The following is a 23817-nucleotide window of genomic DNA, read 5'->3' as shown; positions in this document are numbered from 1 at the left end:
TCGGCTTCAACCAGAACAGCCAGGTCACCCCGACGCTGAAGGTGCGCGCGGGCACCAGCATCAGCGTGTTCGTCGCGCGCGACCTCGATTTCTCGGCGGTCGAGAGCCGCCGGTGACCGCACCCCGCCGCTACCTCCAAAGCTATCTCGCGCCGCTGAAAACCTTCCTCGAGCGCAGCGACGTGACCGACATCTACGTCAACCGCCCCGGCGAGGTCTGGACCGAGAGTATCCGCGGCCAGGTCGAGCGCCACGACGTGCCCACGCTCGACGAAACGGTGCTCGCCCGCCTGTCGCGGCAGATCGCGTCGCTCAGCGATCAGGGGATCAGCCGCGAACATCCCCTCCTCTCGGCGACATTGCCCGACGGCGCGCGCGTCCAGATCATCGCGCCGCCCGCGACGCGCGGCCCCATGGCGCTGGCGATCCGCAAGCATCTGTCGTCGGACCTGCGGCTGTCCGACTATGTCGCGGCCGGCGCGTTCGCCGACACGCGGCGCGGCACCGGTTTTAGCCATGCGAGTGTGGATGCCGAGCTGGCCGACCTGCTTGCGTCGGGCGACATCGCCGGCATGTTGTCGGCGGCGGTCCGCGCGCGCAAGAACATCCTGGTGTCAGGCGGCACCTCGACCGGCAAGACGACGTTCCTGAACGCGCTGCTCCAGGAAGTGCCGGCGGACGAGCGGCTGATCCTGATCGAGGATACGCCCGAGCTCAAACTTACCCACGCCAACGCGGTCGGACTGGTCGCGGCACGCGGCGAGCTGGGCGAGGCGAGGGTCGATGCCGACATGCTGCTCGCCGCATCGCTCCGGATGCGACCCGACCGCATCATCCTGGGCGAATTGCGCGGGACCGAGGCCTATACCTTCCTGCGCGCGGTCAACACCGGCCATCCCGGATCGATGAGTTCGGTCCACGCCGACAGTGCGGCGGGCGCGATCGAACAGATCGTGCTGCTGGTGCTGCAGGGCGGCGGGCGGCTCGATCGCGCCGACGTGCACCATTATGTCCGCAGCACGATCGGCGTATTCGTCCAGCTCGCCCGCAGCGGCGGACGGCGGCACGTCGCCGAAGTCGTGCTGGCCGACCCCGCGTCATGACCGCGCCGATCCTGCACAAGCTCGGCACCGCGCTCCGGCTCGGCGGCCACGACCGCCGCTTGGTCGCAGAAGCGCTGGCCGCCCTCGTCGTCGCCCGCGCGCGCACCTTGCTGCCGTTCCGCGTGCTTGCGCGGCAGCTGGGCGGGCTGACCCCGCCGCCGCCCGTGCCCGCCGTCGCATCGCCACCGCCACCCGACGTGCGCGCGGTGGTCCACGACATCCGCTGGGCAGTGGTCGCGTTGGCGCCGTGGCTGCCGTTCCGGTCGCTCTGCCTGCAACAGGCGATCGCCGCGCGCACGATGCTCAGCCGGCGCGGGATCGACAGCGTGCTGCACCTGGGTGTCGACCGCTCGAAGCCCGAGAAGCTTGGCGCGCACGCCTGGCTCGATACCGGCGGGATGCCGGTGACCGGCTATCCGGTCGATCCCGCGCTGGTCGAGGTCGGGCGATTCACCACGCCCGCACGGTAACGCTCACAGGAAGCGTTCCCCCGCATGGTCGCGGAACAGGTCGTGGTTGCGGACGTAGTCGGCCAGGATCTCGACCGACTTGTGGCGGCTGACCTCGCGCATCTTGAAGATGTTGGCGCCGGGCTGTCGCGCGGCCTCGGTCAGGAAGCCCGATCGCAGCGAATGGCCGGCGAAGTCGGCGGGATCGAGCCCGACCGCTTGCGCGCGGGCCTTCACCACCAGCGCGACGCCCTGCGCACTCATCGCGCGCGGCTGCACGCGGTCCTCCGCCCAGACACGCCGCGCGCGCCCGTCGGTATCGGTCAGCGCGGCACCCGTATCAGGGTCGCGCGCGGCGACGCGGATTTCGGCGAGCTTGCGGAACACGGGGCCATCGCCGATCCGCGCCGCGCGCAGCCAGGCGAGCAGCAGCGCCTTCGGGCGGATGCGGCGACCTTCAGGGATGGCGATCCACACGCCGTGCCCCGCCTGATCTGTCTTCGACCGCGCGACGAAGATGCGCAGGCCCTCGGGCACCACCGCAATATCGGTAAAGGTCAGCGCGACCAGCTCGGACCGGCGCAGCGCCGCCGCCATGCCGATCGCCAGCAGCGCGCGGTCTCGTACCGCGCGGATGTCGTCGCCCTCGATTGCCCCCAGCATCCGCTCCAGGATGTCGCCGTCGGCCGCCGCCTTGCGCGCGGGCCGCACGCCGTGGGTGTTGCGGATGCCCGCGAACGTCCGACGCAGCGCATGGCCGCCGTCCTGCTCCGATGGCGCGAGATAGCCGCCCTCGCGGTGACGGTCGTTGATCGCCGCCAGGTAGCGCGACAGGGTCGACACCTTCTTAGGGATACGCGGCGGGTCGGTGGCCGCATCGCCGTCCTTCATCGCAGTCAGGAACACCGCGACCGTACCCGGCGTCGCCGGCAGCGCGGTGAGGCCGCGCGCATCGCACCACGCGGTGAACACCCGCCAGTCGGCCGCGTACGCCCGCCGCGTCGCCGACGCGCGCGAGGCTTCTATATACGCGCGCGCGCGCGAGACTTCGTCGGCGAACAATTCAGGGAGCGCGGTCGCGTCCGTGCGGTACGGCACGATCAATGCCTGGCCCGATCCATCGTCCACGTCGTCCATCGCCGTTTCCCCGTTCGCGGACCCCAATTCCGCCCTTCCCGGACCCTGTCATGACGGATCGCGATAAGAAAGGATTATCGCTATTTGCAGGGACGTCCGAACGGTTGTCGCGCGCGATTTGCGACCGTACACCGGGCCCATGAAACCGGCCGTTCGGATCGTCCTGCTGACCCTGCTCGCCGCGCCGTCGATTGGCGGCTGCGATCGCCGGTCGTCGCCCGCCGAAGCGCTGGCCGAGGCTAATGCCCAAGACGCCGCACGCGCCGCGGCCGATCTGCGCCGCGAAATGGCCGAGGTCGCCGCCGCGCGCGCCGAAGCGCGCGCCGCCGCGCTCGAGAACATGCTGGCCGAGGAAGCGATGGCCAATGCGCAGGACGCCGCCGCCGCCAACACCATACTGCCCGAAGCGGTCGCGCCCGACCCGGTGATGGACGAACTCGCCGTCACGCCGCCCGCCGCCGCCGCGCGGCCGGTCGCTCCGGTCACGCCCATCGATCAGGCCAAGGCCAATGCCGCGGTCCAGGCGGCGATGGAACGCCGCCGCGCAGCACGGTGATCGCCCCCATGTTGTCACTCGTACTGCTGTTCCAGGTCGCCGCGCCGACACCGGCGCCCACTGACGAGATCGTCGTTCAGGCCAAGCGCGCACGCTGTTCGGTACAGTTGCGCGGTCGCGAGATGTCGAGCCGCGAATTCGACGCGCACGTCCGCGACTGGGCCCGCGGCGTACCCGTCCGCGTCATCGCCCCCGATCGCGCCAGCAACCGCTGCCTCGCCAGGATCCTGTTCAAGCTGAGCGACAAGGGCGTGACCGCCATCGAATTCGTCGATCCGGCGCAGGACCACGCGCAGTAATCTCACCCGGATCCGGTGTCAGCGCCCCAGTGTCGCCCCTGATCCGGACGGTCATGGCTTGCCGTTCCGCCCGTTGTCGATAAAGGAGCCGACGTTCACGGGGTTCTAGGGAAAGTATCGACGATGGCGGATGACAAGCGCGTTGTGGTGGTCGGGCTCGGCTATGTCGGGTTGCCGCTTGCCGTGGCGCTGGCGAAGTCGGTCGAGACCTGGGGCCTGGACGTCGACACCGGCCGCATCGCCGAACTGGAGCGCGGCCACGACCGCACCGGCGAGATCGAACCCGACCGCCTCGCCGCATCGTCGCTCAAGCTGACGACCGATGCTTCCGCGTGTCCGCCGTCCGATTTCTACATCGTCACCGTGCCGACGCCGGTCGATGACACCAACACGCCCGACCTGTCGATCGTGATGGCCGCGACGCGCACCGTCGCGGGGATGCTCAAGGCCGGACGCAAGTCGATCGTCGTCTATGAAAGCACCGTTTACCCCGGCGTCACCGAGGATATGTGCGGTCCCGAGCTGGAACGGCTGAGCGGGCTCACCTGCGGCGAGGACTTCTTCCTGGGCTACAGCCCCGAGCGGATCAATCCCGGCGACCGGGAACATACCGTCGACCGCATCATCAAGGTCGTGTCGGGCCAGACGCCGGAAGTGCTCGACCGCGTCGCCGCCCTCTATGAACAGGTGACGACCGGCGGCGTGTTCCGTGCGGCCTCGATCAAGGCCGCCGAAGCCGCCAAGGTCATCGAGAACGCCCAGCGCGACATCAACATCGCCTTCGTCAACGAGATCACGCAGATCTTTGCACGCATGAACCTGTCGGTGTGGGACGTGCTGGCGGCGGCGGGCACCAAGTGGAACTTCCTGAAGTTCGAACCCGGCCTGGTCGGCGGCCACTGCATCGGCGTCGATCCCTATTACCTTGCGCACCGCGCGACCGAGCTCGGCTGCGATCCGCGCATCATCCTGGCCGGGCGCGACACCAACGACGGCATGGCCGCCTGGGTCGCAGGCCAGGTGCACGACTGGCACGGCGGCGGCGCGGGCCGCGTCCTGATCCTCGGCCTCGCGTTCAAGCCCGACGTGCCCGACCTGCGCAATTCGAAGGTCGCCGACTTGGTCGCCGCCTTCCGGAGTCATGGCCACGACGTCGATGTGCACGATCCGCTGGTCTCGGCCGAGGAAGCAAGCCACGAATACGGCCTCGACCTCGTCGCCGAGCCGGCGGGTCCCTACGATCTCGTCGTTCTGGCGGTCCCGCACCGCGAACTGATCGACGGCTTCGCGACGTTCGCCGCCTTGCTCGGCCCGGACGGCGGCATCGCCGACCTCAAGGGCGTCCTCGACCGCGGCCAACACGGTGCGGGCGGCGCAAAGATTTGGACGCTGTAACAATCACGCCTATCTATGGCCGGGCGGCCGGTGGGTTGCCCGTGTGTCTTGCGTTGCCGAGGTTGGCGTGATCTTCAATCTGTTTCGCCGCTTGTCTGCCGAGCGCAGCTATGCGGGCCCTGCGGGCAAGCGCCTGTACGCGGTCGGCGACATCCATGGCCGCCTGGACCTGCTCGACGACCTGCTGGGCCGGATCGAGGACGATATCCTCGCCCGCCCCATCGGCACCGCCGCCGTCGTGTTCCTGGGCGACCTGATCGATCGTGGCCCGGATTCGGCCGGCGTCGTCGAACGCCTGCGTACGCTCGTCCGGTTTCCCGCCAAGTCCTTGTTCCTGCTCGGCAATCACGAGGAAGTCCTGCTGCGCGTGCTCGATGCCGAGGCGGGCTTGGCCTATGACTGGCTGGGCTTCGGCGGCGATGCCTGCGTCGAAAGCTACGGCGTCTCGGCCGCGACCCTCCAGGCGATGGACGAACAGCGCATCGCCGACGTCCTGCGCGAGGCGATCCCGACCGCACACGTCGACTTCCTGAAGACCTTCGGCGACACCTTCACCTTCGGCGACTATCTGTTCGTCCACGCCGGCATTCGCCCCGGCCTGCCGATCGCGGAGCAGCAGCCAAAGGACCTGCGCTGGATCCGCGCGCCGTTCCTGAACGACACCCACGACCATGGCTGCATGGTCGTCCACGGCCACACGATCAGCGACGGCATCGACCGCCGTCCCAACCGCATCGGTATCGATACCGGCGCCTATCGCACCGGCGTGCTGACCGCCGCGGTGATCGAGGAAAGCGACCTGCACTTCCTGGCGACCGGCGGCTGAGCGGCCCCAAACTTGCGGCAAAGCGGCTTTGAAGCTAAGCGGGAGCGTCTGCATCGCCACGATGCAACGGGTATCTGCAGGACAGGGCGTATGACGTTGAACGGATCGATCGGCCGGTTGATGATGATCGGGCTCGCCCTGCTGATGGCGGGCTGTGCGCCCAAGCGCGGTGGCAGCATCGCCTATGATCCCGCCAATTTCGGCACGCCCGACGCACCCAAGGTCGCTGCGGTCGACGATGCGTACAAGCTGGCTCCCCTCGATACGGTCACCGTCGCGGTCTATCAGGTGCCCGACCTAAGCCGCGATTTCACGATCGACCAGGCCGGGCGCATCACCATGCCGCTGGTCGGGCGGGTCGATGCCGTCGGCGTCAGCACCACCGAGCTTGCCACGACGATCGCACGGAAACTATCCGAGAAGTACCTGCGCGACCCCAACGTCACCGTGTCGCTGAAGGATTCGGCGAGCCGTGTCGTCACCGTCGATGGCTCGGTCCGCCAGCCTGGCATCTATCCCGCGGTCACCTCGCTCACGCTCATCCAGGCAATCGCACTGGCGCGCGGCACCGACGACCTCGCCAACCCACGCCGAGTCGCCGTCTTCCGCATGATCGGCGGCAAGCGCATGGCGGCCGCTTTCGACCTCACCAGCATCCGTCGCGGCGAGATGGCCGATCCGCAGGTCTATCCCGGCGATACTATCGTCGTCGATGGATCGGCCGTGAAGAAGGCGCAGCGCGACATCCTCCAGGCGCTGCCGGCCGCCTCCATCTTCATGGCGCTCTGACGCCAGCATTCGCCGTATCGGCTTAGGATTTCTCAACTCATGGCAAGCATCGGGGCCCCGGGCCCGACCAACCTGGCGGTCAGCCCGGACACTCGTCGCGACCTGGCGCCGCTCCCGCCCGAGGGTGGTTACGGCAACTACGGCAACACCACCGGCGCACGCGAACTGTCGCTGTCGCTATTGTGGCGAGTCTTGGTCGAATGGCGCTGGCTGATCCTGGCTTCGGTCGGTGCCGGCATCGCTGCGGCGGTGCTCATCACGCTGCTGACGCCGCTCAAATATCGCTCGACCGCATCGATCGAGCTCAATCCGCCCACGGTCGAAGTGCTTGGCGACGAAGGTGGCAAGACCGGGCGCCAGAGTGCCGCGGCAAACGACGCGGCATTCATGGGCACCCAGCTCGGCCTGCTTCAGAGCCGTGCGCTTGCCGAACGCGTCGCGCAGGACCTGAACCTCGCCAACGATCCGGCGGTCGTCGGCGAGAGCAAGAACCGCGCCGCCAATGCCGAGATCGCCGCCAGCATCGTTCAGGGCGGCACCAACGTGCAGGTACAGCCGCAAAGCCGGTTGGTCACCGTCTCGTTCTCCGCGCGCGATCCGCAGCTGGCCGCGCGCGTGGTCAACGGCATTGCCGACGCTTATATCGCGACCAATCTCGAACGCCGCTATCAGTCGTCGTCCTATGCGCGCGACTTCCTGCAAAAGCAGATCGCAACGACACGCCGTGACCTCGAGAAGTCGGAACGCCAGCTGGTCGCCTATGCCCAGCAGCAGCGGCTGATCACGACCGGGAGTGCCGACGACGCCGGTGACACCAATTCGCTGACCGGCAGTTCGCTGGTGGCGCTGAATTCTGCGCTGGCAGCGACCCAGGCGAAGCGCATCGCCGCCGAACAGCGGTATCGCGAAGCGGTGCTGGGCGGCGCCACGACCGAAGGCAGCGCCAATGCCGCCGCTCTGCGCACGCAGATCGCCGCGCTGAACGCCGAATATCAGCAGAAGCTCCAGACCTTCAAACCCGACTATCCCGAAATGGTCGCGCTGAAGGCGCGGATCGATGCGTTGCGCGCGTCGGTCATCAGCGAGACGCGGACCGCCAATGCCGATCGTGCGGGCTCGCTGCGCCAAGAATACCAGGCCGCACGCGCCGAGGAGGACCGCCTGCGCGCGCAGGTCGCCAGCCTCAGCTCGTCGGTACTCGACCAGCGCGGGCGCCGCATCCAGTACACCATCCTCCAGCGCGAGGTGGATACCAATCGCACGCTGTATGACGCCCTGCTCCAGCGCTATAAGGAAATCGGCGTCGCCGGCGGCATCGGAACCGCCGTCGCATCGGTCGTCGATCGCGGCGTCGTGCCGGGCGGCGCCTATTCGCCGAACCTCTATCTCAACCTGATGATCGGCGCCTTCCTGGGCATGATCGTCGGTATGCTGTCGGCCATCGCGCTCGAATTCATCAACGATACGATCAAGACGCCGGACGACGTCCGCAACAAGCTGCAGCTGCCGTTCCTGGGCGGTATCCCCAACGCGCAGGAGGCCAAGCCGATCGACGAGTTGAAGAACGCCCTGTCGCCGGTGACCGAGGCGTATCTTTCGACGACGACCGCGCTCCAGTTCGTGACCGAAGGCGGGGCGCCCAAGACGCTACTGGTTACCAGCACGCGGCCGGCCGAAGGCAAGTCGACCTCGGCCTGGGCGCTGGCGTTCAGCCTGACGCGTCTGGGCAAGCAGGTACTGCTGATCGACGCCGACATGCGCCGTCCGGCGTTCGTCACCGGGCGCGACGACATCGGCCTGTCGCACATCCTGACAAATACCAGCTCGCTTAGCGAACATGTCCTTCAGACCGAGATCGAGAATCTGTGGATTATGCCGTCGGGCCCGATCCCGCCGAGCCCGCCCGAACTGATCGCCTCGGCGCGTTTCGCCGCGCTGATCGCCGATGCCACGAGCACGTTTGATCACGTCGTGATCGACGGTCCGCCGATCCTGGGTCTGGCCGACTCTCCGCTGCTCTCGTCCGTCGCGCAATCAACACTGATGGTGGTCGAGGCCGGCCGCACGCGCACCCGCGCCGCGGTCGAGGCGCAGAACCGCCTGCGCACCGCCGGCGCGCGCCTCGCCGGCTGTATCCTGACCCGCTACCAGCCCCAGGCCTCGTACGGCTACGGCTATGGCTACGGCTACGGCTATGGCCAGTCGAAGAACCAGTACAGCTATGTCGCCGACAAGAACGACAAGCGCCGCCGGATCCTGCTGACCACGCGTGACGATGCCGAGAGTTAAGGGGCGACACAGCGCGAAGGGGATCGCCTCGGCCGCAGTACTGGCGATCGCCGGCGTCGCGCTGGCCAGCCTCTGCTTCCGCGAAGCTGCGGTGCGCGCGCTGTCGCCCACCACGCCCGTCGTCCAGCGCATCGCCGCATCTTATCCGGACGTCGTCCTGCGCACGACCAAGCAGGCGCTGGTCGACCAGAACGGTATCTTGGATACCGCCGCGCTCGATGCGACGCGGACGGCGGCGACCCGCGCGCCGCTCGATGCGCGCGCGTTCCTGATCCTCGGCCACCAGCAACTGCTCGACCGGCAACCGGCGCGTGCGGTCCGCACTCTGGAGATGTCGCAGCGGCTCGACCCGCGCGAGCGGCTGACCCACCTGCTGCTGCTCGACCGCTATCTGCGCACCGGGCGCTATAGCGATGCCGCCGGGCAATTCTCGGTCCTGTCGCGCCTCATGGGGGACGTGCAGGGGCCGATCGCGACCGCGGTCGCCGAGATGACGCGCATCCCCGAGACGAAGGCGGCCGTCCGCCAGACGCTAGCGACCGATCGCGCGCTGGAACGCGCCGTGCTGCGCGTGCTGGCAAAGTCCCAGACCGCCCCGGCCGAGATCTTCGCGCTCGCCAGCCCCGCGGCCCGGCGCGACGCCGGCCAGACCGAAAGCTGGGGCCCGGTCCTCGTCAAGCGCCTGGTCGACCAAGGCCGCTACGCCGAGGCGCGCCGCGTCTGGCAGCGTGTCTATGGTCTGTCCGACGCCCAGGCCTCGACGCCGCTGTTCAACCCCGGTTTCGCGCAGATCGCGGCCTCCCCGCCGTTCGACTGGACCTTTGCCGCCGATAGCCTGGGTGCGGCCGACCCGCAGAACGGCGCGCTGTCGATCGAATATTACGGCCGCGACAGCGGGACGCTGGCCGGCCAGCTGCTGACGCTCGCCCCCGGCGCCTATCGCCTCGGCTTCACGATCGAAGGCGGCAAGGCCGCCGACGGCCCTGCACTCTTCTGGTCGCTGCGCTGCAAGACCGCCGACAAGAGCGAGGGCGCCGAGCTTCTGCGAATGCCGGTCGCCGGTACGGGGCAGGTGCAGAAGCGCGCCGGCGCCTTCACCGTCCCCGCCGGCTGCGCGGCGCAGCAGCTCGCGCTCATCGGCCAGGCCGGGGAATTCCCCGCCGTCATCAACGTCACGCTGCGCGACCTGAATGTGCGCGCCGGCGGAGCACCGCGTCCATGATCCGCCATTATGTCGTCCCGGTCTTTCTCGCCGCCTGCCTGGTGCTGGGCGGGGCGAGTGCCGCCGGGTTCATCGCCAACCTGCTGCTCCAGATCGCTGCCATCCCGCTGATCGGATGGGCGTTGTGGCAGGCGCTGCAGGCAAGCCCCGCGCCGTCCTCCCGCATCCCGCTGGTCATGCTTGGCCTGCTGGTCGTGCTGATGCTGCTCCAGCTCGTTCCGCTGCCGCCGTCGCTCTGGACGCTGCTGCCCGGCCGCGGGTCGGTGGTCGAGGGCTATCGCCTGCTCGGCATCCCCCTCCCCTGGCTGCCGCTGTCGCTCAGCCCCCACGAGACGCTCGCCAGCCTGCTCTGGCTGCTGCCCGCCTTTGCCGTCTTCCTGGCGATCACGCTGCTCGGCGCCTTTCGCGGGCGCGGGATCGCCTGGGCCATCGTTGCGGTGACCCTCGCCTCGATCGCGCTCGGCGCGCTCCAGGTCATCGGCGGGCAGAGCGGTGGCGCGTATCTCTACCGCATCACCAACTATGGCCAGGCGGTCGGCTTCTTCGCCAACAGCAACCACAATGCGACCTTGCTGCTGGTCTGCATCCCGTTCCTGGCAGCCCTCCAGGCGACATTGCTCGCGCGCGCGAAGTCGCCACGCAGCGCATCCGCCATCCGGCTGATGGTCGGCGCCATCTATGCGGTGCTGCTGGTCGGGTTGCTGATCAATTCGTCGCTGGCGGGCATCGGCCTCGCGCTGCCCGTCGCGCTGACCAGCTGGGTGCTCTTCGGCCGGCAGCGTCCCCTGCTGCGCCGCGCGATGATCGGTGCGACGCTGGTCGTCTCGCTCGCCGCGATCGTGACGATCGCGGTCGGCCCGTTCGGCAACAACCTGTTCGGCCAGCAGACCGAGAATGTCGAACTGTCGCGCCAGACCTCGTTCGCGCTGACGCTCAAGGCCGCGCACGACTATTTCCCGATCGGGTCGGGCGTCGGCAGCTTCCAGCCCGTCTATCGCACCTACGAGCCGCTCGGCACGGTCACCGCGACCTACATGAACCACGCGCACAGCGACTGGCTGGAGATTCTGCTGGAGACCGGCCTGCCCGGCATGGCGCTGGCCGGCCTGTTCCTGGTCTGGTGGGGCCTGCGCGTCCGTGCGATCTGGAGTGCCGACGAACCCGATCGCTTCGCGCAGGCCGCGGTGATCGCGTCGGCCGCGATCCTCCTCCACAGCGTCGTCGATTACCCCTTACGCACCGCGGCGATCTCGGCCGTGTTCGCCGCCTGCGTCGCGCTGATGTCGGGCGTGCGCCCGTTCGTAAAGGCGCGGCGGACAACCGAAAGCTCGGCGCGGCACCTCAGCCTGTAGGCGAGGCTCCGACCGCGCGCGCGATCGCGTCGAGGTAGCGCGCCTCGACCACCGCGGTATCGAACTCCGCCTCGGCGATGGCGCGGCTTCTCGCCCCCATCGCCGCGCGCTCGCCCGGCGACAGCGCCAGCATCGCCCGCATGGCACCCGCCAGGCTGTCGGCGTCGCGCACGGTGCACAGGAAGGCGTTCTCGCCAGCGCGCGCGATCTCGGTACAGCCCGGCACGTCGGTCGCGACCAGCGGCTTGGCCATGGCAGCGGCCTCGAGCAGCGAGCGCGGCATGCCCTCGCGATAGGACGGCAGCACGACCGCCGAGGCAGCAGCCAGATGCGGGCGCACGTCGGTGGTTTCGCCGAGATAGTCGATCACGCCGTCCGCCACCCAGCCCTCGACCGTCGCGCGATCAATCGCGGTGCGGTTGGCGACGTCGAGGAAGCCGAGCAGCCGGAAGCATACGTCCGGCCGCTCCGCCCGGATCATGCGCGCGGCGTCGGCATATTCGACCACACCCTTGTCGCGCAGCAACCGTGCGACCATCAGGAAGGCGAAGGGCTCGCTCTCCGCCTGCACCCCAGCGGGGGCAAAGTTGGCGAGGTCGATACCCGATCCGGGCAGCAGCGCGGTGCGGTCGGTGCGCACCATGCCCTGCTCGACGAACAGGTCGCGGTCGTGGCGGTTCTGGAAGAACACCGTCGCTGACCGTGCGAGGGCCGCGCGGTACAGCGCCCGCACGATCCGCGTCAGCAACCCGACCTTGATGAACGCAGTGCCGAGCCCCGAGATATTATTGATGACCGGGATGCGCAGCGAATGCGCGGCAATCGAGCCCCAGACGTTCGGCTTGATCGTCCAGCCCAGGAACGCCGCCGGCCGCAACTGCTTCAGGATCCGGCGATAGTCGCGCAGCAGCGTCAGGTCACGCAGCGGCGACACGCCCTTGTTGTCGATTCCGATGTCGATATGCTCGACGCCCATCGCGACCAAGCGATCGACATGCGCATCCGCCGGCGCCACCGCGACGACGCGGTACCCGTCCGCCAGCAACCGCCGGACGAGCCCCGAGCGGAAGTTGACGATGTTCCACGTCATGTTGATCGACAGGACGATGGTTTCCCCACGCCCCGCCGTCATGCCCCGCGATGCCCCCTTGCCTCCCATGCGGCTTGCTCTATCGGGTAGGGTCGCGACGTGCGAGCGCTTTAAGCGGCAAGCGGCGCATAATATCGCCCTCGTGACGCTGGAACGCTCTTGATTCCCTATTGGATCTTGTTCGTGATATGGATGCTTGGCGCAATCCATTTTTCACGTCGGCAATCCAGGCCGTATGATTCCCTGTTCTATTCGCTCGCCGTCCTGGCGACGACGCTGATGATCGGCCTTCGTTACGAGGTGGGCGGTGACTGGGTAAACTACCTCGAATTCTATGACGCGGTGTTATTTCAACCGTTGAGCTATGCGCTCACGCAGACCGATCCTGCGTACGGACTGCTCAACTGGGCCTCCGCCCGTCTCAATTTCGGCTTGTGGTTCGTCGATCTCGGATGCGCCATCTTCTTCATGATCGGCGTCGCCAGACTGTCGTCGCGACAACCGAACCCCTGGCTGAGCAACCTTATCGCCGTTCCCTATCTGGTGATCGTGGTAGGCATGGGATTTACCCGTCAGGCCGCCGCCATCGGCATATTGTGCTGGGCACTGGCCGACATCAGGCGTGACCGCATTCTCTTCCCCATCCTCCTGGTCGGGCTGGCGGCGCTGTTTCACAAGACCGCAATTCTTTTCCTGCCAATCCTGCTGGTTCCGGTCTTCTCGAGCAATTTCGTGCTGACGATACCTGGAATCATCGGGTTCGTATTTCTTTTCAACCTGTTCCTCGGCTCGTCGTCCGATCACCTCATCACGACATATGCGACCGGAAACTACGACTCCCAGGGCGCAGGCATTCGCGTCGCGATGAACGTCCTCGCGGCCATCGCCTTCGTCGCGTTTCGTGACAAGATGGGTTTCGACAAATTCTCGCGATCCCTGTGGATGACGCTAACGGTCCTGGCGTTCTTTTCGGTTGTCGCACTTTTCGTGCTGCCGAGTTCATCGGGTATCGACAGAATATCGATGTTCATCATCCCGCTGCAAATCGTTGTTCTGTCGCGACTGCCTTACGCCTTGTCCGTGAATTCCCGCCCCGTACCATCCGTTCTATTGGGCGTGATCCTGTATTCCGCGTCCGTACAGTTTGTCTGGCTCAATTTTGCCGACAATGGCTGGGCATGGAAACCGTATCAAAGCATCATAACATCCGATCAGACGATAGGATAAGGTTACGCGCCGGCACCCACCGAAATTTTACAATGCGCCGTCTGATCGTGTCTTTACACGGTTCGAAGCGTCAGAGGTCTTCCTTGCAACACACACTTGACGTCCTGTACCTGACGCACAACGGTATAACCGATCACATAGGTCAGTCGCAGATTGCGCCCTATTGCCTGGCGCTCGCCGCGCTTGGCTACAGGATCCATATCGTCAGCGCCGAAAAGCCTGGCAGGGACGACATGATCCGCCGGTATCGCGACGCCTTCGATGCTTGCGGCATCGAATGGTCGTTCGTCACCTATCACAACTCGCCACCGGTCCTGTCGCAACTGTACGATGTCATCCAGATGCGGCGCCTGGCGATGGCGATCGCAGAACGACAGCGTCCGACGCTGGTCCATTGCCGCAGCTATCTGCCGATCGAGATCGGACAGGCGATCAAGCGGCGGACCGGGGCCAAGCTCCTGATCGACTTCCGGCATTTCTGGGTCGAGGCGGGGCTGGAGGATTCACGCTACAAATTCGTCTATCGCGCCTTCAAGCGTCGCGAGCCGAGCTATTTCGCCGCCGCCGACCATGTCGTCACCCTCACGAAACGCGCCGCCGACGTGCTGCAGAACTGGTATCCGAGCGCCGAGGGCGACGACCATTACACCGTCATTCCGTGCTGCGCGGATTTCGATCATTTCGATCTCGACAAGGTGGATGGCCGCGCCATCGCCGCCCTGCGACAGCGCCTGGGATTCACCGACGCTAATACCGTCCTGATCTACCTTGGCAGCATCGGTCCGGTCTATCTCGTCGACAAGATGATGCTGCTGTTCAAGCAGATGCACGACGCCGATCCGAATGCGCGGTTCCTGTTCGTATCGAACAACGGGGAGGACGAAGTCCATGCGATCCGCGCCCGGTTCGGCATTCCCGAAGATGCGATCCGGTTCGTGACCGCGTGGCGCGACGAAGTCCCGGCGTATCTGGCGCTCAGCGATCTCTCGGTCATCTTCATCCGCGCCAACCTGACGCTTGCCGGCTGTTCCCCGACCAAGCTCGCCGAACTGATGGCCGCCAATATCCCGGTGATTGCCAACAGCGGCGTCGGCGATCTCGACACCATCCTGTCGCCCGACCGCAACGGGTCCGTCGTCATCGACGATTTCGAGCCCGCGACGATGCGCGCCGCGCTGGATATCGTGCTCGGCCTGAGCGAAGACCGGCGCCACGCCATCCGCGAGGCCAGTCGCGACTACAGCCTGGAAGCCGGCGTCGCGCGCTACGAAAGCGTGTATCGCCGCCTGGTCGGCCCACCGGGCCCGATCGCACCGTCCGTTTCTCCTGCCCCCCGTCACTGAAGAGAGCCAGTCATGCTGAATATCGTTGTCCTCAATGGCGGACGCGGTGCCGCGTCGATCATTCCGGCGCTGCTCCGCCGCGATGGCCTGAACGTGACGTCGATCGTCAATGCCTATGACGACGGCAAGTCGACCGGCGAAATCCGCCGCTTCTTCGACATGCTGGGCCCGTCGGACATCCGCAAGGTCCAGGAACTGATGCTGCCGGAGGGTGACGACCTGCCATCGAGCAAGGCGCTGTTCGAATACCGCTATCCGGTCGGCACGAGCCGCGACGACGTCCTGGCCGACATGCGGCAGTTCTCGGACGGCGGTGCGACCATCGCCGGGATCGCGATCCCGTCGCCGAGCATCCTGGCCGCGATCCGGCGCTTCGTGGGTGAATTCCTCCATGGACTGACCGTCATCGAAAAGGTCATGGGCCGGCAGTTCTCGTTCGACGACTGCGCGCTGATGAACTGCCTGTATGCCGGTGCGTATCTCGCGCTCGGCCGCGATATCGAACGGACGACCCGGACGTTCGACCGCCTGTTCCGGCTGAAGGGCACGGTGATCCCGAACAGCATGGAGAACAAGTGGCTCACCGCCATGCGCCGCAACGGCGAACTGCTGAGCTGCGAGGCCGAGATCGTCGAGCTTCGCTCCAACGTGCTGATCGACGCGCTCTACCTGCTCGATCGTCCGCTCGACCGTGCGCCGCTCGAGCAGCTGGATAGCGACGAGCAACGCTACTATCTGCAGCGCCACCATGCCGCAGCGGCCGCGTCGCCAGGTGTCCGCTTGGCACTCGAACAGGCGGACATCATCATCTACTCCGCCGGCACGCAGCACAGCTCGCTGTATCCGACCTATATGTCGCAGGGCGTGGCGGAGATGATTTCGGGCAATCGCGGCGCGCTGAAGGTGTTCGTGACGAACATCGGCGCCGATTACGAGACACCGACCTATTGCGCGTCGGATTATCTCGAAGGCGCGCTGCGCTATCTGCGGATGGGCGACGGGCGAGTGTACGATCCCGCCGACCTGTTCTCGACCGTGCTGGTCAACGACGGTCGCCGCAAGGCCGACGAGACCTATGTCCATCACGACAGCGAGCGCGACGGCGACATCGCGATCCCGCGAATCGTCGCCGATTTCGAGTCCGCACAGGCCCCCGGCAAGCATGACGGCGACAAGGTCGTGTCGTGCATCCTGAAACTCTACGGCGAGACGATGGAGGGATGACACCCGCTGCGCTGTCCGATCTGCTGGCCGCCAAGCGCCTGCTGATCTTCGACCTCGACGGCACGCTCGTCGACAGTTCGCCGCTGCACGCCCGCGCGTTCGAGGACGCGTGCGCGCCGTTCGGGATTGCGGTCGATTATAGCGACATCGCCGGCATGACGACGGAAACGGCGATCGACCGACTGACGGATCGGTCCGGCGTGACCCTGACCGACGATCAGCGCCGGACGCTGATCGCGGACAAGCGTCTCCGCGCCAGGACGCTGATTGAAACCGAACTGGCCGCGATTCCCGGCGCGCCCGCGTTCCTGCGCGCGGCGGGCGGGCGCTGGCGGCGATCGCTCTGCACATCGGCCTCGCGCGGTAATGCAACGGCGGCGCTGGCAAAGGCCGGGATCGCCGATTGCTTCGAATGGACGCTGACGGCGGACGACGTCACGCGCGGCAAGCCGGATCCGGAGATGTTCCTGGCCGCACTCGACCTCGCCGGGGTCCCGGCTGCCGAGGCACTAGTCTTCGAAGACGCACCCAACGGCTTGGCGGCGGCGTCGGCAGCCGGGATCGACGCCATCGAGATCGTGCTGGACGCCCCCGAACCCGGGACGAACCAGGCGACCTGGGCCATGCTGAACGACGCACTGGCCGCGACGGGGGTGCGGACATGAAGATCCTGGCGGCGGTCGTCACCCACAACCGCAAGACGCTGCTGACGCGGTGCCTGGCCGGCATCGCCGCGCAGTCGCGCCCGGCCGACGGCGTCTTCGTCGTTAACAACGCCAGTACCGACGGTACTGCGGAGATGCTGGCGGAAGCGGGCATCGCCCATGTGACCCAGCCCAATCTCGGTTCCGCCGGGGGCTGGAAGCGCTGCATCGACGAAGCGCTGGCCGGCGACTGGGACGCCATCTGGCTGATGGACGACGACGGCTATCCACACCCCGATGCGCTGGGGTTCCTGGAATCCAGCCTGACGCGCGGGGTGTCCTGCGTGTCCTCGACCGTGGTGTGCGAGGACGATCCCGACCGCTTCGTCTTCCCCTTCCCGATCCTCACGACCGACGGGCTGCCGGTGCTATTCTCGCGCCGGCGCAAGGTCACGCACCTGTCGGCGCTGCGGTCGCTGGCCGACGGCGACACCTACCCCTTCGCGCATCTCTTCAACGGCGCCCTGGTCGATGTCGCCACGATCCGCCGGATCGGTAACGTGAATACCGATTTCTTCCTGATGGGGGACGAGGTCGATTTCTTCATGCGGATGCGCACGGTCGGGCCGGTCCTGTCCGACCTGCGCGCGCTGCATCTGCATCCCGACGTGTCGGGACGGCCGCTGAACGACGTGAAAGTCTATTATTACGTCAAGAACACGCTGATTCTGAACCAGCGCTATTTCGACCATCGCTGGATCCGCAACGCCGCCGCCGTCGTGGCGGCGCTGGTCCGGACCGGGCGACGCAACGGCGCCGGCGAGGCGCTGAGCTACATCACGGGGTCGCAGCGCCACCTGCTGGCAAAGGCCGTGCGCCGCGGTCTGGACGGCCGGATCGGAAAGGACATGCATGACTGACCTCCGCGTCCTGATCCCCGCGGCGGGGGCCGGAAGCCGCGCCGGCCTGCCCTACCCCAAGACGCTGCATCCTGTCGGCGGCGTGCCGATCCTGCTGCGCCAGTTCGCGCTGCTGCGCCCCTTCGACACCCGTCCGGTCGTGGTGACCAGTCCCGCCGGCAAGGCACCGATCGCCGAGACGCTGGCGGCGGCCGGCGTGGCGGCGGACCTGGTCGTGCAAGCCTCGCCGACCGGCATGGGCGATGCGATCCTGTGCCTCGACGATGCGCCCGGGTCGACACCCGAGCATGTCGTCGCCGTCTGGGGCGATATTCCCCTGCTCGATCCGCGCACGATCGCGGCGACCGTCGAGCGGCATCTGCAGGCGGGCAACGACTTCACCTTTCCGACCCGCCATGTCGATGCGGCCTATACGGTCGTGACCCGCGACGCCGCAGGGACCGTCACTGCGCTCGCCGAAACGCGCGAAGCGGGGGCCGAGCCCGGTCCCGGCGAGCGCGACATCGGCGTCTTCGCGTTCCGCCGGGCGGTCGTGTTCGACCTGTTGCGGCGCCGGCTGCCCGGCGCGCTCGGCACCACCACCGGGGAGCATGGCTTCCTCTACATCGTCCGCCATCTGGTCGAGCACGGATGCAAGGTCGAAGCCCTGCCGATCGCGACGACACGCGACCTGGTGTCGCTCAACCGCCTGTCCGATCTCGACGGGCACGACGCCGCCGGAAACCCGGCATGAGTACGTCGCCGGAACGCCTGGCGTTCCTGCTGCCGCATCTGTGGGGCGGCGGCGCCGAGCGCGTCGCGCTGCGCCTGATCGAGGATTTCGTCGCGCTGGGCTATGACGTCGACCTGCTGCTGATGGAAGCCAAGGGGCAGCTGATGCCGCTGGTGCCGCCCAGCGTGCGGGTGATCGACCTGAAGACGCCGCGCATCCGCGACGTGCTGATGCCCCTCGTCCGCTATCTGCGGACCGAACGCCCGGACGGCATCCAGATCTACATGTGGCCGCTGACGGTCATCGGCGTGGTGGCACACCGCATCGCGCGGTCGAAATCGCGACTGGTGCTGAGCGAGCATACGACCCTGTCCAGGCACTATGGACATTACGGCACGTTGCGCCGCCATATCCTCGGCCTCAGCATCCGCCTGACGCACCCCCTGGCCGATGCGTGCGTGACCGTTTCGTCGCAGGCCGCCGACGACATGGCGGCGGTGTCGGGTATCGATCGATCGCGCATGGAAGTCATCTACAATCCCATCGAGCGACCGCCGGCGATCGTCGCGGACACCGCGACGGCGTCGGGATTATGGAGCGATGCTCCGGCACGGATCATTTCGGTCGGCACGTTGAAGCCGCCCAAGAACCAGACCCTGCTGATCGATGCCTTCGCCCTGCTCCGCAAGCAGCGTCCGGCCCGCCTGGTCATCCTGGGTGAAGGCGAGATGCGTGAGACGCTGGAAGCGCGGATCGCACAGCATGGCCTGCAGGACGAGGTCCTGCTTCCCGGCTTCTTCGTCGATCCCTGGCCCTTCTACACGACGGCCGATGTCTTCGTCCTGTCGTCGGATTACGAGGGATACGGTAACGTCCTGGTCGAGGCGATGTACGCCGGCCTGCAGATCGTCAGCACCGACTGCCCGAGCGGCCCGCGCGAGATCCTCGACGGCGGCGTCTACGGTCGCCTCGTGCCCTGCGACGACCCGACCGCCCTCGCCCGCGCCATGGGCGAGGCGATCGACGCGCCGATCGACCCGGCCACGATCAAGGCCCAGGCAGAAGCGCTGTCGGGCGATCACACGTCCGCCCGCTATCTCGCCCTGATGACCGGCCGCTGACGCCCGCACTCTCTCCCGCACTCCGACCATGAGTTTCGATTCGATGACGGATCCGAAGGTATCGATCATGATCCCGGCCTATAACCAGGCCGGCTTCATCACGCGCGCGATCGAAAGCGCGCTGCGGCAGGACTATGCCAATATCGAGATCGTCATCTCCGACGACGGATCGAGCGACGATACCGAACAGGTCGTCCGCGCGTTTCTGGCCCGCCGCGACGACCCGCGCATCCGGTACTATCGGAACGATCCGAACATCGGCATCCTGCGCAATTATCATCGCAACCTGTTCGAAAACGCGACCGGCGACTGGGCGGTGAACCTCGATGCCGACGACTTCTTCGTCGACGACGCCTTCCTGTCGACCGCCATCGCCATAGTCCGGCAGGACCCGGCAATCGCCTTGGTCTTTGCCGATTACTGCGAATATGACGAAGCCGGCGGGACGCGGATCGCGATCCGCAACCAGCCCCACCCCGCGGTGATGGGCGACGTCGAGTTCCTCGATCGCTACGCCGCCGACCGTATCGTGTGGAACCACAATTCGATCCTGTACGACCGGCATCTCGCCATGCAGGTCGGCTGCTACTGGGACGAGACGGTCCTGCGCAACGACTGGGAATCCTTCCTGCGGATGATCGTCGGCCGCAAGGTCGCCTGGCTCGATAGCGTCGTCGCCGCCTGGGTCCAGCACGGCGCGAACGAAACGCGCCGGCTCGACATGACGAAATATCTCAACAACTTCACGCTGATCGACGGGGTGGCCGATCATGCGGAGCGCCACGGGGTCGATCCGACGTTCGTCCGGACGTGGCGCACGCGGATGATCGCACGATCGGCGCGGTCGTCGTCGATCGCCTATATCCGGGCAAAGGACTATCGCGGTCTCGCCCGTTTCCTGCGGCACGTCGGCCAGCGCGACCCGAAATTGCCGTTCAGGATACTGACCGACGCCGGCCTGATCGCCCGCGCCGTGCTGGCGAGCAACGCCGGGCTCTATGCCGCGGCGAAGAAGCTGGTCCGGCGATAGGCCGATCCGGCTACCTGCCTACCTTTTATGATTTCAAGCTTCCTGCTAGACGCCGCGCATGAGTTTCATAGATGATGCCGCGGTCACGCTTGTACGCCGTTTGCCGGTCGGATATTTTCGTGTCGCACGGCTGCTTGCGAATATAAGGCCGTCGCTAAGGTCGTATCCCACTCAAACAGCCTATGGAACGCTTGCGTGCGACATAAGTGAGCGGGTGTGCGTCCCCCTCGTGCGCGAGGGTGAGTACAAGCATTGGGCCAAGGACGCCGCCTATCTGAAATCGCTACCCTTGCGTAGCGATAGCGTGGTGATCGATGTCGGCGCCAACGTAGGATGCACCGTAGCAATTTTTTCTGCAAAAGCCGGCCACGTGCATGCCTTCGAGCCCGCACATCGTGCCTTACGGCTACTTGAATCCAACAAATGGCCTAACGTTTCTATCTATCCGTTTGCCGTATCGAATTATAATGGCACTACGACTTTTGCGGAATCAAATGACTTAGATATCTCTAGGATTAGTGAGACGGGTATAACTGTCCCCGTACGAACATTAGATTCCTTCGCCATAGCGGCGGACGTGATCAAGGTAGATGTTGAGGGGTTTGAACCACAGGTTTTCGAGGGTGCCGCCGAAACACTAAAGCGTTCGCCACTGATCATTTTTGAGGCACTAGACAGTGAGAGTCGTATAGCCTGCGAGAACGCAATCCTTTCGGCTAATGATTCCTATAAGTTCGAACAGATCAGTGACTTGAATTACGTTGCGCGCACGTAAGGTTCGGCCGGCATATCGAATATATGTGCACCTCGATTGCTGGAATGAAGCATTATGGAACAATCTGCCGATATATCTTTTGTTGTTCCTTGCTATAATCGCGCGGACTCTATCGAGCAGACTATTTCTAGCATAAGGTCCGATGCTCCAGATGCCGAATTCATTATCGTTGATGATGGGTCAACAGATAAAAGCTGGCAGATAATTCAGCGGTACCGTAATATAATCGCTGTAAGAACCGATAACAGAGGAGTTAGCAGCGCTAGAAATACAGGTATAGGCCTAGCTACCCGTAAGTATGTTCGTTTTATAGATAGCGACGACGCGGTTCCTGCCGGATCATCGCACGCCTTACTCTCCGCCGCAAAAGAAGGCGAAGTGCCGGTCGGACGAGCGAATGATCGTAGTTATGGATTTCCCATCTTAGCGGCCGATACCATCATACCGCCCTACCTGCTGTTTCGTCACACACTTCCGCTAGGGTTGAGTCTAATTCCCCGAGCGAGCCTGATCGAAGTAAACGGTTTAAACGAGTCACTTCGTATAGGCGAAGATCAGGAGCTTTCGGTTCGGCTTGCTCAAACCGGAATAGTTTTCAGACAAATCGAAAGCGAAGTTTACCTGGTCGGTCATGCATCATCCAATCGGTTGACGCGTGACAACCAAGCAAGGGTTTTCGATAGTATAATAGATACGATCAGCGCGCTAAATAAACTCACAAGAAGCCAAGACGATATGCTAATGCTTGGACAAGCTTGCTGGGCATTAGGCCGGGAGGCAAGTCGTAACCTTCTACCCGATCAGGCCAGTTATCTATTTTCTACCGCCAAAAAATTGGCTGAAAAAAAGGCAATGTGTGGGCCCATGCCCCTACTGTTCTTATATAGGATCTTTGATCCGTACAAAGCAGAGCTATTTTTGGAAAAGATCAAGAAGGCCATTTGGTCGTGACAATTAGTATCGCGCGTAGGGCCTTCTCGCGGTTACCTGAGTTGCATGGCGTCCTTATCGGCAGCGGGTTCGTACAGCTCGGCGGTATGGCCTTTACGATGCTACTCGGCATCCAACTAGCCCGGGTATTGGGCCCGGTGAATTACGGCATCTATGGTACTGCAATGGCCTTTGTCTCATTGCTTGGCGCACCAGCGCAGGCCGGATTACCGGTATTCGCAACTCGAGAAGCATCCCGAGCCGTAGCGAATGGCTCACGGACAAGTCTCAAATCACTGTTCTTCTGGTTTTTACCAAGAACGATTCTCATCGCTTCACTGACTGCCTTTATAGGACTGTTGATAGCAGCAGTATTGAATAAAGATACGCTTCTGTCCCGTATCGCTGAGGGTTCAGCTTCAGCTGCCTTAATCATTGCTTTAGCGCTGTCCGCAGTTCTCGGAGCACTTTTGCGTGGAATAGGTCTGAACATAATTGGTCAGGCGGTTGATATGGTTGCTAAGCCTGCAATCACATCAGCACTGATATTGTTCTTTGTTCTCTTGAGCGGAAAATTGACGGTCGCTGACGCGCTTTTTCTACAGCTCGCGGCGACCGGCGCCTGTGTGTTGATAGCTGTCAGATTCTATTTTTCTCGATCCAAAGGCTATCCCGAAAAACATAGCGTCTATAGGCCGGGGCGTTGGTGGGGCGTTGTCACAGCGTATACCGCGCACTCTCTGCTTGCCGTATTCAATGGCAACTACCCTATTTTGATGGCAGGCTTGATCTGCTCTGCGGCAGATACCGGCATTCTCCGAGTTGCCCTGTCCGCGACTGCGCTGCTCGCCCTCCCAAGCAGTATTGCAAATATTGCTACCCTACCCATTGTCGCCAGACAGAGCGCTGAGCATGATCATACTGCTGTTTACAAAACACTTGGACATACGACTATAGCAGCGACTTTTTGCACGGCTATGATATTATTGATCGTTATTATTTTCGGTAGATCTATAATATCTTTTTTATTCGGTCCAGCGTATTCGAGTGCTTATAGCTCCGTAGTAGTGCTTGGAATAGCAAATTTATTTGTTTCGTTTTTTGGTATAACGGGTAGCTACCTTAACATGACGGGTCGCGAGCAAATCGTTGTCAAGGCGTTTATCGTATCGGTCGTGGTCGGCTCCATATCGGCGTTTCTGCTAGGACGTGTCTACGGTATTATCGGCATTTCCGCCGGGGCCGTCATTACCAATGCTGCCTGGCATTTCTACGTCTTCGTCGTGCATCGGCATGAAGTGCAGGTACCCCTCTTCGTCGGTACTGCGATCAAGCACGTATTGCAGAGAAGGATTTAGCAGCAACAGTGGCCGATATCGGGGGCG

Annotated in this window: 23 protein-coding genes; 21 read left to right on the top strand and 2 right to left on the bottom strand. The window is 64.7% G+C overall.

Going from position 1 to position 23817, the window contains the following annotated elements; all coding sequences use genetic code 11:
* The first annotated feature begins 112 nt into the window (after positions 1 to 112).
* Both virB11 and ASE86_RS12015 read left to right on the top strand, forming a co-directional pair.
* On the top strand, positions 113 to 1102 hold the full coding sequence (virB11, locus tag ASE86_RS12020) for a P-type DNA transfer ATPase VirB11 (RefSeq protein WP_056427191.1): 990 nt from the start codon (positions 113 to 115) through the stop codon (positions 1100 to 1102).
* On the top strand, positions 1099 to 1572 hold the full coding sequence (locus ASE86_RS12015) for a lasso peptide biosynthesis B2 protein (RefSeq protein ID WP_056427190.1): 474 nt from the start codon (positions 1099 to 1101) through the stop codon (positions 1570 to 1572). Before virB11 ends, ASE86_RS12015 begins: the two co-directional genes overlap by 4 nt.
* Before the next feature lie 3 nt (positions 1573 to 1575).
* On the opposite strand, the gene ASE86_RS12010 is transcribed toward ASE86_RS12015, so the two are convergent.
* Positions 1576 to 2688 carry a tyrosine-type recombinase/integrase gene (locus ASE86_RS12010; RefSeq protein ID WP_056427187.1) on the bottom strand — a complete coding sequence of 371 codons (1113 nt, stop codon included), beginning with the start codon at positions 2686 to 2688 and terminating at the stop codon, positions 1576 to 1578.
* Between the two features lie 139 nt (positions 2689 to 2827).
* Between ASE86_RS12010 and ASE86_RS12005 the strand changes: the two genes are divergently transcribed.
* From ASE86_RS12005 to ASE86_RS11970, 8 genes are all read left to right on the top strand, one after another.
* Positions 2828 to 3244, top strand: coding sequence for a hypothetical protein (locus ASE86_RS12005; protein WP_056427184.1), 417 nt, complete (start codon positions 2828 to 2830; stop codon positions 3242 to 3244).
* A gap of 8 nt (positions 3245 to 3252) precedes the next feature.
* A complete protein-coding gene (locus ASE86_RS12000; RefSeq protein ID WP_056427181.1) occupies positions 3253 to 3543 on the top strand; it encodes a hypothetical protein in 291 nt (96 codons plus the stop codon).
* Between the two features lie 123 nt (positions 3544 to 3666).
* Positions 3667 to 4938, top strand: coding sequence for a nucleotide sugar dehydrogenase (locus ASE86_RS11995; protein WP_056427178.1), 1272 nt, complete (start codon positions 3667 to 3669; stop codon positions 4936 to 4938).
* A gap of 67 nt (positions 4939 to 5005) precedes the next feature.
* The gene (locus tag ASE86_RS11990; protein WP_056427175.1) at positions 5006 to 5764 is read left to right on the top strand and encodes a metallophosphoesterase; all 759 of its coding nucleotides are present in this window, start codon (positions 5006 to 5008) and stop codon (positions 5762 to 5764) included.
* A gap of 90 nt (positions 5765 to 5854) precedes the next feature.
* Positions 5855 to 6553, top strand: a complete 699-nt coding sequence (locus ASE86_RS11985) for a polysaccharide biosynthesis/export family protein (protein ID WP_082441888.1) — start codon at positions 5855 to 5857, stop codon at positions 6551 to 6553.
* Between the two features lie 39 nt (positions 6554 to 6592).
* Positions 6593 to 8842 (top strand): GumC family protein, encoded by a 2250-nt coding sequence (locus ASE86_RS11980; RefSeq protein WP_056427172.1) that lies wholly within the window; start codon positions 6593 to 6595, stop codon positions 8840 to 8842.
* Positions 8829 to 10064 carry a tetratricopeptide repeat protein gene (locus tag ASE86_RS11975; protein ID WP_056427169.1) on the top strand — a complete coding sequence of 412 codons (1236 nt, stop codon included), beginning with the start codon at positions 8829 to 8831 and terminating at the stop codon, positions 10062 to 10064. The genes ASE86_RS11980 and ASE86_RS11975 overlap by 14 nt, the downstream gene beginning before the upstream one ends.
* Positions 10061 to 11416: an O-antigen ligase family protein gene (locus ASE86_RS11970; protein ID WP_056427168.1), complete on the top strand. Its 1356-nt coding sequence runs from the start codon at positions 10061 to 10063 to the stop codon at positions 11414 to 11416. Before ASE86_RS11975 ends, ASE86_RS11970 begins: the two co-directional genes overlap by 4 nt.
* On the opposite strand, the gene ASE86_RS11965 is transcribed toward ASE86_RS11970, so the two are convergent.
* Positions 11406 to 12575 (bottom strand): glycosyltransferase family 4 protein, encoded by a 1170-nt coding sequence (locus tag ASE86_RS11965; RefSeq protein ID WP_056427164.1) that lies wholly within the window; start codon positions 12573 to 12575, stop codon positions 11406 to 11408. The two genes, ASE86_RS11970 and ASE86_RS11965, sit on opposite strands and share 11 nt — an antisense overlap.
* Positions 12576 to 12698: 123 nt before the next feature.
* Here ASE86_RS11965 and ASE86_RS11960 point away from each other — a divergent pair, with 123 nt between their 5' ends.
* The 11 genes from ASE86_RS11960 (at position 12699) to ASE86_RS15725 (ending at position 23790) form a co-directional block, all read left to right on the top strand.
* Complete coding sequence (locus tag ASE86_RS11960; protein WP_235524093.1) at positions 12699 to 13733, top strand: EpsG family protein; 1035 nt, start codon at positions 12699 to 12701, stop codon at positions 13731 to 13733.
* Between the two features lie 83 nt (positions 13734 to 13816).
* On the top strand, positions 13817 to 15076 hold the full coding sequence (locus ASE86_RS11955) for a glycosyltransferase (RefSeq protein WP_056427158.1): 1260 nt from the start codon (positions 13817 to 13819) through the stop codon (positions 15074 to 15076).
* 12 nt (positions 15077 to 15088) lie between these two features.
* A complete protein-coding gene (locus ASE86_RS11950; protein ID WP_056427156.1) occupies positions 15089 to 16300 on the top strand; it encodes a 2-phospho-L-lactate transferase CofD family protein in 1212 nt (403 codons plus the stop codon).
* On the top strand, positions 16297 to 16965 hold the full coding sequence (locus tag ASE86_RS11945) for an HAD family hydrolase (RefSeq protein WP_056427153.1): 669 nt from the start codon (positions 16297 to 16299) through the stop codon (positions 16963 to 16965). Before ASE86_RS11950 ends, ASE86_RS11945 begins: the two co-directional genes overlap by 4 nt.
* On the top strand, positions 16962 to 17864 hold the full coding sequence (locus ASE86_RS11940; protein ID WP_056427150.1) for a glycosyltransferase: 903 nt from the start codon (positions 16962 to 16964) through the stop codon (positions 17862 to 17864). The genes ASE86_RS11945 and ASE86_RS11940 overlap by 4 nt, the downstream gene beginning before the upstream one ends.
* On the top strand, positions 17857 to 18597 hold the full coding sequence (locus ASE86_RS11935) for an NTP transferase domain-containing protein (RefSeq protein WP_056427149.1): 741 nt from the start codon (positions 17857 to 17859) through the stop codon (positions 18595 to 18597). The genes ASE86_RS11940 and ASE86_RS11935 overlap by 8 nt, the downstream gene beginning before the upstream one ends.
* Positions 18594 to 19697 (top strand): glycosyltransferase, encoded by a 1104-nt coding sequence (locus ASE86_RS11930; RefSeq protein WP_056427146.1) that lies wholly within the window; start codon positions 18594 to 18596, stop codon positions 19695 to 19697. The genes ASE86_RS11935 and ASE86_RS11930 overlap by 4 nt, the downstream gene beginning before the upstream one ends.
* Before the next feature lie 43 nt (positions 19698 to 19740).
* Complete coding sequence (locus ASE86_RS11925) at positions 19741 to 20727, top strand: glycosyltransferase family 2 protein (protein ID WP_162233334.1); 987 nt, start codon at positions 19741 to 19743, stop codon at positions 20725 to 20727.
* A 58-nt stretch (positions 20728 to 20785) separates the two neighbouring features.
* Positions 20786 to 21502 (top strand): FkbM family methyltransferase, encoded by a 717-nt coding sequence (locus tag ASE86_RS15735; protein ID WP_082441885.1) that lies wholly within the window; start codon positions 20786 to 20788, stop codon positions 21500 to 21502.
* 54 nt (positions 21503 to 21556) lie between these two features.
* Entirely contained in the window at positions 21557 to 22453 is an 897-nt protein-coding gene (locus ASE86_RS15730; protein ID WP_082441884.1) for a glycosyltransferase family 2 protein, read from the top strand.
* Positions 22450 to 23790: an oligosaccharide flippase family protein gene (locus ASE86_RS15725; protein WP_082441883.1), complete on the top strand. Its 1341-nt coding sequence runs from the start codon at positions 22450 to 22452 to the stop codon at positions 23788 to 23790. The genes ASE86_RS15730 and ASE86_RS15725 overlap by 4 nt, the downstream gene beginning before the upstream one ends.
* Positions 23791 to 23817 lie beyond the last annotated feature (27 nt).

It is taken from the genome of Sphingomonas sp. Leaf33 (assembly GCF_001421785.1).
In the GTDB taxonomy this organism is placed as follows: Bacteria; Pseudomonadota; Alphaproteobacteria; order Sphingomonadales; family Sphingomonadaceae; genus Sphingomonas.
Note: the sequence above shows the minus strand (reverse complement) of the source record. Positions and strands in the feature narration are given on the sequence as shown.

What these genes read in the sequence shown, in the direction of transcription:
- ASE86_RS11985 (WP_082441888.1), top strand. Translation starts at nt 5,855, where the DNA reads ATGACGTTGAACGGATCGATCGGCCGGTTGATGATGATCGGGCTCGCC.
- ASE86_RS11950 (WP_056427156.1), top strand. Translation starts at nt 15,089, where the DNA reads ATGCTGAATATCGTTGTCCTCAATGGCGGACGCGGTGCCGCGTCGATC.
- ASE86_RS12000 (WP_056427181.1), top strand. Translation starts at nt 3,253, where the DNA reads ATGTTGTCACTCGTACTGCTGTTCCAGGTCGCCGCGCCGACACCGGCG.
- ASE86_RS11995 (WP_056427178.1), top strand. Translation starts at nt 3,667, where the DNA reads ATGGCGGATGACAAGCGCGTTGTGGTGGTCGGGCTCGGCTATGTCGGG.
- ASE86_RS15735 (WP_082441885.1), top strand. Translation starts at nt 20,786, where the DNA reads ATGAGTTTCATAGATGATGCCGCGGTCACGCTTGTACGCCGTTTGCCG.
- ASE86_RS11960 (WP_235524093.1), top strand. Translation starts at nt 12,699, where the DNA reads ATGCTTGGCGCAATCCATTTTTCACGTCGGCAATCCAGGCCGTATGAT.
- ASE86_RS15730 (WP_082441884.1), top strand. Translation starts at nt 21,557, where the DNA reads ATGGAACAATCTGCCGATATATCTTTTGTTGTTCCTTGCTATAATCGC.
- ASE86_RS11965 (WP_056427164.1), bottom strand. Translation starts at nt 12,575, where the DNA reads ATGGGAGGCAAGGGGGCATCGCGGGGCATGACGGCGGGGCGTGGGGAA.
- ASE86_RS12010 (WP_056427187.1), bottom strand. Translation starts at nt 2,688, where the DNA reads ATGGACGACGTGGACGATGGATCGGGCCAGGCATTGATCGTGCCGTAC.
- ASE86_RS11970 (WP_056427168.1), top strand. Translation starts at nt 10,061, where the DNA reads ATGATCCGCCATTATGTCGTCCCGGTCTTTCTCGCCGCCTGCCTGGTG.
- ASE86_RS12015 (WP_056427190.1), top strand. Translation starts at nt 1,099, where the DNA reads ATGACCGCGCCGATCCTGCACAAGCTCGGCACCGCGCTCCGGCTCGGC.
- ASE86_RS11945 (WP_056427153.1), top strand. Translation starts at nt 16,297, where the DNA reads ATGACACCCGCTGCGCTGTCCGATCTGCTGGCCGCCAAGCGCCTGCTG.
- ASE86_RS11925 (WP_162233334.1), top strand. Translation starts at nt 19,741, where the DNA reads ATGACGGATCCGAAGGTATCGATCATGATCCCGGCCTATAACCAGGCC.
- ASE86_RS11975 (WP_056427169.1), top strand. Translation starts at nt 8,829, where the DNA reads ATGCCGAGAGTTAAGGGGCGACACAGCGCGAAGGGGATCGCCTCGGCC.
- ASE86_RS11935 (WP_056427149.1), top strand. Translation starts at nt 17,857, where the DNA reads ATGACTGACCTCCGCGTCCTGATCCCCGCGGCGGGGGCCGGAAGCCGC.
- ASE86_RS12005 (WP_056427184.1), top strand. Translation starts at nt 2,828, where the DNA reads ATGAAACCGGCCGTTCGGATCGTCCTGCTGACCCTGCTCGCCGCGCCG.
- ASE86_RS11940 (WP_056427150.1), top strand. Translation starts at nt 16,962, where the DNA reads ATGAAGATCCTGGCGGCGGTCGTCACCCACAACCGCAAGACGCTGCTG.
- ASE86_RS11930 (WP_056427146.1), top strand. Translation starts at nt 18,594, where the DNA reads ATGAGTACGTCGCCGGAACGCCTGGCGTTCCTGCTGCCGCATCTGTGG.
- ASE86_RS11980 (WP_056427172.1), top strand. Translation starts at nt 6,593, where the DNA reads ATGGCAAGCATCGGGGCCCCGGGCCCGACCAACCTGGCGGTCAGCCCG.